10 protein-coding genes are annotated in these 7,638 nt (G+C 56.1%); 8 read left to right on the forward strand and 2 right to left on the reverse strand.

Annotated elements, in window-relative coordinates:
* Positions 1 to 228 (forward strand): zinc ribbon domain-containing protein (locus tag QJ48_RS09675; protein ID WP_054973423.1); only part of this gene is annotated, 228 nt, incomplete at its 5' end.
* Between the two features lie 400 nt (positions 229 to 628).
* On the opposite strand, the gene QJ48_RS09680 is transcribed toward QJ48_RS09675, so the two are convergent.
* Together QJ48_RS09680 and QJ48_RS09685 are read right to left on the reverse strand one after the other, a co-directional pair.
* The gene (locus tag QJ48_RS09680) at positions 629 to 1,462 is read right to left on the reverse strand and encodes an alpha/beta fold hydrolase (protein WP_054973424.1); all 834 of its coding nucleotides are present in this window, start codon (positions 1,460 to 1,462) and stop codon (positions 629 to 631) included.
* A 276-nt stretch (positions 1,463 to 1,738) separates the two neighbouring features.
* Positions 1,739 to 2,593, reverse strand: coding sequence for a hypothetical protein (locus tag QJ48_RS09685; RefSeq protein ID WP_054973425.1), 855 nt, complete (start codon positions 2,591 to 2,593; stop codon positions 1,739 to 1,741).
* A 107-nt stretch (positions 2,594 to 2,700) separates the two neighbouring features.
* Here QJ48_RS09685 and QJ48_RS09690 point away from each other — a divergent pair, with 107 nt between their 5' ends.
* The 7 genes from QJ48_RS09690 to QJ48_RS09720 all read left to right on the forward strand — a co-directional run.
* Positions 2,701 to 3,336: a stalk domain-containing protein gene (locus QJ48_RS09690; protein ID WP_054973426.1), complete on the forward strand. Its 636-nt coding sequence runs from the start codon at positions 2,701 to 2,703 to the stop codon at positions 3,334 to 3,336.
* Positions 3,337 to 3,553: 217 nt separating this feature from the next.
* Positions 3,554 to 4,135, forward strand: coding sequence for a spore coat protein (locus tag QJ48_RS09695; protein WP_054973427.1), 582 nt, complete (start codon positions 3,554 to 3,556; stop codon positions 4,133 to 4,135).
* Between the two features lie 271 nt (positions 4,136 to 4,406).
* On the forward strand, positions 4,407 to 4,769 hold the full coding sequence (locus tag QJ48_RS09700; RefSeq protein WP_054973428.1) for a response regulator: 363 nt from the start codon (positions 4,407 to 4,409) through the stop codon (positions 4,767 to 4,769).
* A gap of 191 nt (positions 4,770 to 4,960) precedes the next feature.
* Entirely contained in the window at positions 4,961 to 5,353 is a 393-nt protein-coding gene (locus QJ48_RS09705) for a hypothetical protein (RefSeq protein ID WP_054973429.1), read from the forward strand.
* A gap of 83 nt (positions 5,354 to 5,436) precedes the next feature.
* The gene (locus tag QJ48_RS09710) at positions 5,437 to 6,303 is read left to right on the forward strand and encodes an alpha/beta fold hydrolase (protein ID WP_054973431.1); all 867 of its coding nucleotides are present in this window, start codon (positions 5,437 to 5,439) and stop codon (positions 6,301 to 6,303) included.
* Positions 6,304 to 6,525: 222 nt separating this feature from the next.
* Entirely contained in the window at positions 6,526 to 7,236 is a 711-nt protein-coding gene (locus QJ48_RS09715; protein WP_054973430.1) for an HD domain-containing protein, read from the forward strand.
* The coding region (locus tag QJ48_RS09720; RefSeq protein WP_157261576.1) for a DUF1835 domain-containing protein at positions 7,233 to 7,638 on the forward strand (406 nt) is incomplete at its 3' end. The genes QJ48_RS09715 and QJ48_RS09720, both read left to right, overlap by 4 nt.

Genomic DNA, 7,638 nt, shown 5'->3' on the forward strand with positions numbered 1-7,638 from the left:
ATGCTGGAATATAAAGCAACGTGGTATGGTCGCACGATCAGCATGGTCGCCAAAAACTATCCAAGCAGTCAGCTTTGTCATGTATGCCAATCGCGCAACCCCGAAGTGAAAAATCTAAACTTGCGAGCGTGGACCTGTTCAGGATGCGGGACGCACCATGACCGTGACCACAATGCCAGCATGAACATCTTGCAAGAAGGACTGCGTTTGTTGGCGAAGGCCAACTGAACTGCGGGGACCGCAGGGATCGCTTGCTCAAGAAGAGAAGGATGCTTCTCTGTTCGCAAGAATCCCCCACCTCAGCGCCATTAGCGCAGGTGGTGGGAGTGTTCAATTTGATGTTCAGCAACGAACCTATGATGGTACATCTATTGATGAAATTAAGTACTTCATACGTAGCGCACAAGGCAGCACATATATCGTATTTCACGGAAACGGCATACGTCAAAAAAAGAGTTACATGCAACCCGGAACGTGTCAAGTCGAATACAGAAGCTACAATGACACGGATGTTAGGATTCACGGCTTGATATATCCAGCGTAAAATGACCTGATCTTCAGTTGTCTCCAACAGAAGCCCGCCTAATCTTTTTAGGATCAGGTGGGCTTCTGTTTTTCTCATTTTCCGTTAGCTAAAAGCCAGCTTCTCCCGCGCCACCGTATCGAGCCAGAGGCCGACATGATGCTGCACCAGCTTCCGCTGTTCGATCTGCAATAGATGGCCGGCCCCGTCCAATACGGCATAGGTCGCACGAGGGAACGACTCCAGCATGGCAAAATGATCCTTGTACCCGCAGATCGCATCCTGCCGTCCGAGGAGAAACAGCGTCGGCTGCGGAAAACGGCTGTCCTCCGGGATCGGATCGCATTGGAAGTGGTACCCTTGCGTACGCCAGTCCGAAGATAGAAACGTGCGGTCGGCGAGCAGACGCCCCGGCTGCCATTCCTCCCGGAAGAGACCCCAGGTCGCCCGCGATTGCACGGTGGCCAACGTTTCGAAGGCGGCCCGAACCTCCGGATCGAGCTCCGCCAGCAGCGCCTCGTCCTGGACCGGCACGCTTCGTTCGGGGAGGGTTCGGATCTTCCGGTGAAGCGCCGGGGCGAGAAGACACAGCCCATCCGCCCGGCGGTGCTCGGCATGCCAAATCCCCTGCGCCATGTAGCCGCCGAACGACATCCCCATGAGCGCGAACCGTTCATTCTCCGGCAGGATTGTCCGAATGCCGTCCAGCAGAACCGACAACAGGTCGTCGGAGGTTTTCATCCAAGGTTCGACCGGGCTTCGTCCGTGAGCCGGAATATCGACGTAGATTCGCTTCCAGTCCGGCCGCTGTTCGAATAGCGGTTCCATCCACGCCATCATCGACCGGTGGTCGGTTGCCAGCGCATGCAGCACGATCAGCGGGTACCCGTCGCCTCGGGTTTCGTAATATAGAGGCGGATTTGTTTTTTCGGTATTCATTAGCCCTGTCCCTCTTTCCTTAGTCAGTCACTGTTAATAATAGCGCATGGCAGATGCCTTAGTTGGCCTTAGCATACTGCAATTCGGAAAATAGAGGAACTGCGATGATTTATTGGTCGAAAAACAGGCGGGCAAGATAAAATTCGACATGAATAGAGAATGTGTGTTCCTCTATGTTTTTGGCGGGTGCACTCGCTTTACGGATAACGCATTCGTGTTCCTTTATTGGCTCGGAGTCTGCAAGCCCCTGCTTCCCCGGCGTATTAATAAGCTGATTCATCCGTCCACGGTCCAAGTCACTTTAAGCTTACCCTTGATCCGGTCCCCGCTCGCTATAATGACGTACTCGCCGTCGCGGTCGGCGCGGATCGTTCCTCCGAATCCGGGGTCGTCGCCGGAGAGCGGCGGACCCGGACGGTAATCGGCGTAATCGTTAGGGCCGCCCGGTCCCCGCACCTGCATGCCGTAACCGCCGCCCTTGTCCGACTCCCACGTCATGGTAAAGGAAATGATCTGGCCTGTCTTCGCATAAATCGGAATGTTCTGCCTACCGTTCATATAACGGAATTCGGCTTCGTACAACCCTTCGCCTCTCGTTTCCTTCCAATCCTGCTTCACGCCATCGGGATACGCCGCTTGGACGCCCAGCACGATGAGCGGAAGCGCGAGGCCAAGCAAGCCCCGGGCCCAAACCGACCGACGTCCCAAGCGGCTCCCCGCGTAGAAGAAGAGGGCGAAGACCGCTCCGACCGTTCCGGCGATTCCGGAGATGACAAGGCTGCCAGGGAACGGAGCGCGGAACGGGAAAATCAAGAAGCAGAGAAGTCCGGCGGCCGCATGGAGCAAAGCCTGGACGGCGGTCCTGCGGAAGGCAGGCTTCCAGCGCCCCACCCCGTCGATGGTGAACGTAACGAGCATGCCGTACCCGTACAGCATCAGCCAAAAAAACATGCCGATACCGGCACTCAATCTCGCATCGGGCCGCAGCGCTTCGAACGGCTCGAAGGCGTCAAAATCGCTTTGCACCCACATGTAGGCGAGCCCCGCGGCAATGCCAAGTCCCGCTCCCGAAAGCTTGCTCAGCCCATAAACCGCCGTCCGTTTTACAAAGGGAAGAAGCCCTTTCTCCATAAATTCACCCTCTCGATTAACAATTTTGCAACCTTTTTCCACGCCAACCTCGTCTTATTTCCTAGTATAATGAATAGGACCGCAACAACGAATCCAAGGAGGTACTCATGAAAAAATTTATACTTGGACTGCTCTGCGGAGCCGTGCTTGCCGCTTCTACCGCCGTTTACGCCTCGGATGAAATCCGGGCGACGCTGTTTCCCGTAAAATTGAAATTCAATGGAGAGGTTCGCGATACGGGCTCCCGGTTCGCGATTTTGAATTATGACGGCCATACATATGTGCCGCTTCGCTTCATGGCCGAGAACTTGGGGGCCGGGGCTGCCTATGACGAAGAAGCCCGCACCGTCTCGGTCGTTTCCGAGCCGAAGAACGCCAGTGACGCACAGAAAAAAATATGGGCGGCAACGTACCGCCTCGAACGCGGTATGGAGGCCAAAGACGTAAAGAGCGTGTTGGGCGAACCGTCCTTTCTGACGCTGATCGACAGCTCCAAGCAGCAGCTGTGGCGCTACGATTTCGGAGCATCGGCGGGCTACAGCAGCGGCGGTCTCAGCGCCGACGCCGACGGCTTGCGACGCGGCGACTTGGAGGGGCAGCTGTTCATTCGTTGGAACGCAGGCGGACAAGTCGACCGGTACGAGCTGTGGACGGTGAAGAAAGCCGCGGATGGCACCCGCAGCGTTTCCTCGTTCACCGTTTACCCCGACGGCTCGACAAGCGGGTCTGCTGCTGCGAACTAGGCTGGAAGCCGGTTCCTTTCGGGGAACCGGCTTATTTTTATTGCGCGATGGGAGGCCGTCGCTCCCGGTTCCTTGTGAAATCTATCACATTAGACGCGGCGAGGACGCTGCAAGTTGCGGCTTTCTTCAAAATTTTGGATATGTGCTGCATAATTGTTTCCAATCCTTGGACATACTATCGGTGTTCCGAATATCCATTCCAGTTCAGGAGGTTTTTATGCACACGCAGCAACGTTTTGCCGCCCACGAGTTTCTGGAAACCCAAGAGGCGGTCCGCACGAAAGCGGCGCACATCGAACTGTACGGCGTTCTTTTTGCGATGGCGCAGGATACGCACTTGAAAGATATTTTGTACAATCAGCAGCGACGGATGCTGGAGGGCTACGATTACGGCATCGGCCTGCTGCAAGGCAGAGGCATCGCCATGACGCCGCATACGCCGGAGCTGCGCATTTACGAAAGACCGCAAGCCGGACTGCAGCAGCCGTCCATGCCTGCACCGAACCCGAACGCGACGCAGCTGTCCGATGTATCCATCGCGTCAATCGCGCTGAATCTGCACAAAACCGGATCCGCCGTCGCCATGCTGTGGGCCTGCGAATGCGTAGATCCGCAAATTCGCCAGTACCATGCGACCTCGGCGAACATCTGCCAGGAGATGGCTTGGGAAATATTCCAATACATGAACTACAAGGGTTTCTACCAAGCCCCGCAGCTGGCCGACCATACGATGCGCACTATGATCCAAGCGGTGCAGCCTGCGGAGCCGCAGCAGCCTTACCAGACGCATTTTCAATAACAGCCCCCGCTGCTTGCGGGAAACCGGTCGTTCTCTTGTGCACGAGAACCCGGTTTTTTTGTGTTTTTTAATTATATGAGGCGAATGGACAAAGGGAGAAATGAGCAATGGGAAGAGCAGCAGGTCCCGTGACGTATTAGGCGGTTATTATATGTTTTTCATGATTTTCGGCAAAAAAAGGGACAAATTGTTCCTTATCCTAATAGTTTCTTAATAAAGCTCTGTCATAATAGAGATATAACATCACCTTAGAAGGTTGGGGGTTCTGCCTATGGCTAAAGTAATGGTTGTCGATGATGCCGCTTTCATGCGGATGATGCTGCGAACGATGCTGACGGAGGAAGGACACGAAGTGGTGGCGGAAGCGACGAACGGCATGGAGGCGGTCAACGCTTATTTGTCCGCCCGGCCCGACTTGGTCACGATGGATATTACGATGCCCGAGCTGGACGGGGTTGGAGCGGTCAAAGAAATCCGCAAGCACGACCCCAACGCAAAGATCATCATGTGCTCGGCCATGGGCCAAAAGGGCATGGTGCTGGAAGCCATTACGGCGGGAGCGAAGGATTTTGTCGTCAAGCCGTTTCAAAAAGACCGCGTCATCGAGTCGGTCAACAAGGTGCTTGGCTTGTAACACGCCTGATGGCATCCGGGTAATCGATTGCCGTTTCCATAACGGGCTCGAATCGCATTCCCTTCTTTTAAATGAAAAGCCGGTCGGTTTCGCCTAATGGCGGAACGGCCGGTGTTTTTGCAAGCGAGCAACCTTTTCGCGGTTCGCCAGGTCTAATGGGTAAAAGTTACATAAGGCGGGAGGACGAACCGTTGGCAACGATCGTATGGCATAAACCGAGCGGACAGAAATATCTTTTTCTGGGCCCAGGATTCGGAGCTTACAAAGCGCAGAGAGCGGGCCTGCTTGGCGGCGATTGGTTTCCGCACGAAGAATCGGGCGAAATCATGGTGGCTGCGGTGTGCGACAGGAACGGAATCATCCGCTGGTTTCCGTCGGATGAGCTGCAGGTGCTTGAAATCGACGGCAAGCCTGTGAGCAACTGGTTCGAGGGTTTGGCCGATTCAGACGCGCCGCTGTCGCAAGACGACGCATGCAGTGCACAAGCGGGAGCTATTGAGCAGTGCCCGGCCTGTTTGACACGTGTGAGGGCGGAAGAGCGGGAATGTCCGTCCTGCGGACTTACGTTAATCATGGAATCGTGAGTGCGCATCTTTTGCGAAGGGGAAGGGCATGCTAGGAATTGCATTTCCCTTCCAATTTGGAAAAGAAAGGCGGCGAAGCGGTCGTGCCATTTGCCAAGATTAACGGAACGACGCTGTACTATAAAGTAAAAGGCTCCGGCGTTCCGATCGTGTTCATTCATCCTCCGATGCTGACGAGCAGCAATTTTGCGGAACAGATGGAGCAGCTTTCGGGCAGGTACCAGATTATTGCGTTCGATATTCGCGGCCACGGACAGAGCGGGCAGTCCTCGGAGCAGCTTACATATAGTCTGCTGGCGGAAGACATTGGCGGGCTGCTCGACCATTTGGAGCTGAAAAAAGCCTATTTGTGCGGGTATTCATCCGGCGGGGCGGTTGCGCTGGAAGCGATGCTCCGCTATCCCGACCGGTTCTACGGGGCGATTCTGATCAGCGGCATGTCGGAGTTAAGCGACTGGTACCGGCGCAGCGAGGTTTGGGCGGCGGTCGGGCTGATGGGGCTTCGTGCCAAACGGATTGTCGCGGCGGCTATCGCTTGGGGCAACTCGAACAAATGGAAGACGTTCCGGCGTCTTTACCGCACGGCCAAGGAAGGACAGCTGCGGAACGTGAACGACTACTTCAAGTGCAGCCTGACGTACAACTGCACGGAGAAGCTGGGGCAGATTCAAACGCCGGTCCTGCTCCTATATGGGGTGAAAGATAAAGAATTTCACCGGTATGCCCATATCCTCCATAACAGACTGCCCGACAGCACGCTGCATTTCTTGCCCAAGGTCGGCCACCAGCTTCCAACCAAGTCGGCGTCGTTGGTAAATGCGTTAATCCGCAAATGGATCGACGAGCGCCATCCTTGGAAGACGGCGGACAAATCCCGCCAGCAGGTTCCGTCCTTGCCGGCTTTTCCCCCGCCGGATGAGCCACAGGTTGAAGAGACAACGGAGGTGTAGGCATCGGCTCGATGATCCACACAGGGGAGGCATGCAACGTTAAGCGCGCGCTTCCCCTGAATTATCTTAGACGATATGGCAAGTAGCCTCTATTATTTCCGCTATTATTCATTGATTTCTCACCCGGCGGCAATCCGTGCGATTGCGGCCTTCTTTGCGCGCCGCTCTGAGGCATAGTACAATAGCGAGACGATACAAAACTTGGAGAGGATGAATACGCTTATGGACCCGATCAAACGAGAAAAGCTGCTGGAGCAGGCCGCCGCTTATGCGAGAGCCGAACTGGAACGAGACAGCAGCGGCCACGATTGGTGGCATATTGTCCGAGTGACCCGCACGGCCAAGCGGCTGGCGGCAGTCGAGCGAGCGGATACGTTCATCTGCGAGCTGGCGGCCCTGCTGCACGACGTAGCCGATGAAAAGCTGAACCCGAGCAAGGAAGCCGGACTGCAAAAGGTGGAGAACTGGCTCGCCGAAGCGGGAACGGACGAAACGGACCGTGCTCATGTCATGGACATTATTTCGACGATGTCCTTTGGAGGAGGACGCGGCCAGCCGATGCGCACCGCCGAAGGCCGGATCGTGCAGGACGCGGACCGTCTTGATGCGATCGGCGCGATCGGAATCGCCCGGGTGTTCGCTTACGGCGGCTGGAAGGGCCGGCCGATGCACGACCCGGAGCTGCCGGTCCGGGAGAACATGACGCCGGAGGAATACCGCAGCCATCCGGGAACGGCGATCAACCACTTTTACGAGAAGCTGCTGAAGCTCAAGGATTTGATGAACACGGAAGCCGCCCGCGCCTTGGCGGAGGAGCGCCACCGCTTTATGGAGCGGTATTTGGAGCAGTTTTATAACGAATGGGACGCCGTGGACGGAGCGTTTGATCCCGACGGGGAGATCGCTTCTCCGGCTGAGACAACGTCCCGATGACGGTCCAGATCGTCTTCGGTGCGGCAGCGGAAGGCTGTTTAAAGGTTGCCATGGGAACCAGACCCGACAAGTCGGTGCTTCATTGGGAAGACGACTTGATGTCGGGTCCTCTGGTTTGTGCTGCCTCGCAGAATTGGGAGGACGTGCGTCTTCGCTGGCGGGAAACCATCGCCAATGAGGAGGCCCGGCAATACTTGCCGTATCTGAAAAGCAACATGGAAGCTTGGCGGGAATGGCTCCCCCGTCTTTCCGCGAATCCGGTTCCCGTCGTGATCTGGGCAGCCGACAACGTTTATGAACAAACGGGGCTTCGCGCCGTGCTTGCTTCCCTGCCGCCCAACGTTTCCGTGTCCGTCATGAACGTCACCGTCGCTTCCGAAGGACGGCTCCGCCATACCGGGG

Origin of the sequence: Paenibacillus sp. A3, from assembly GCF_001399685.1 — a bacterium.
In the GTDB taxonomy this organism is placed as follows: Bacteria; Bacillota; Bacilli; order Paenibacillales; family NBRC-103111; genus Paenibacillus_G.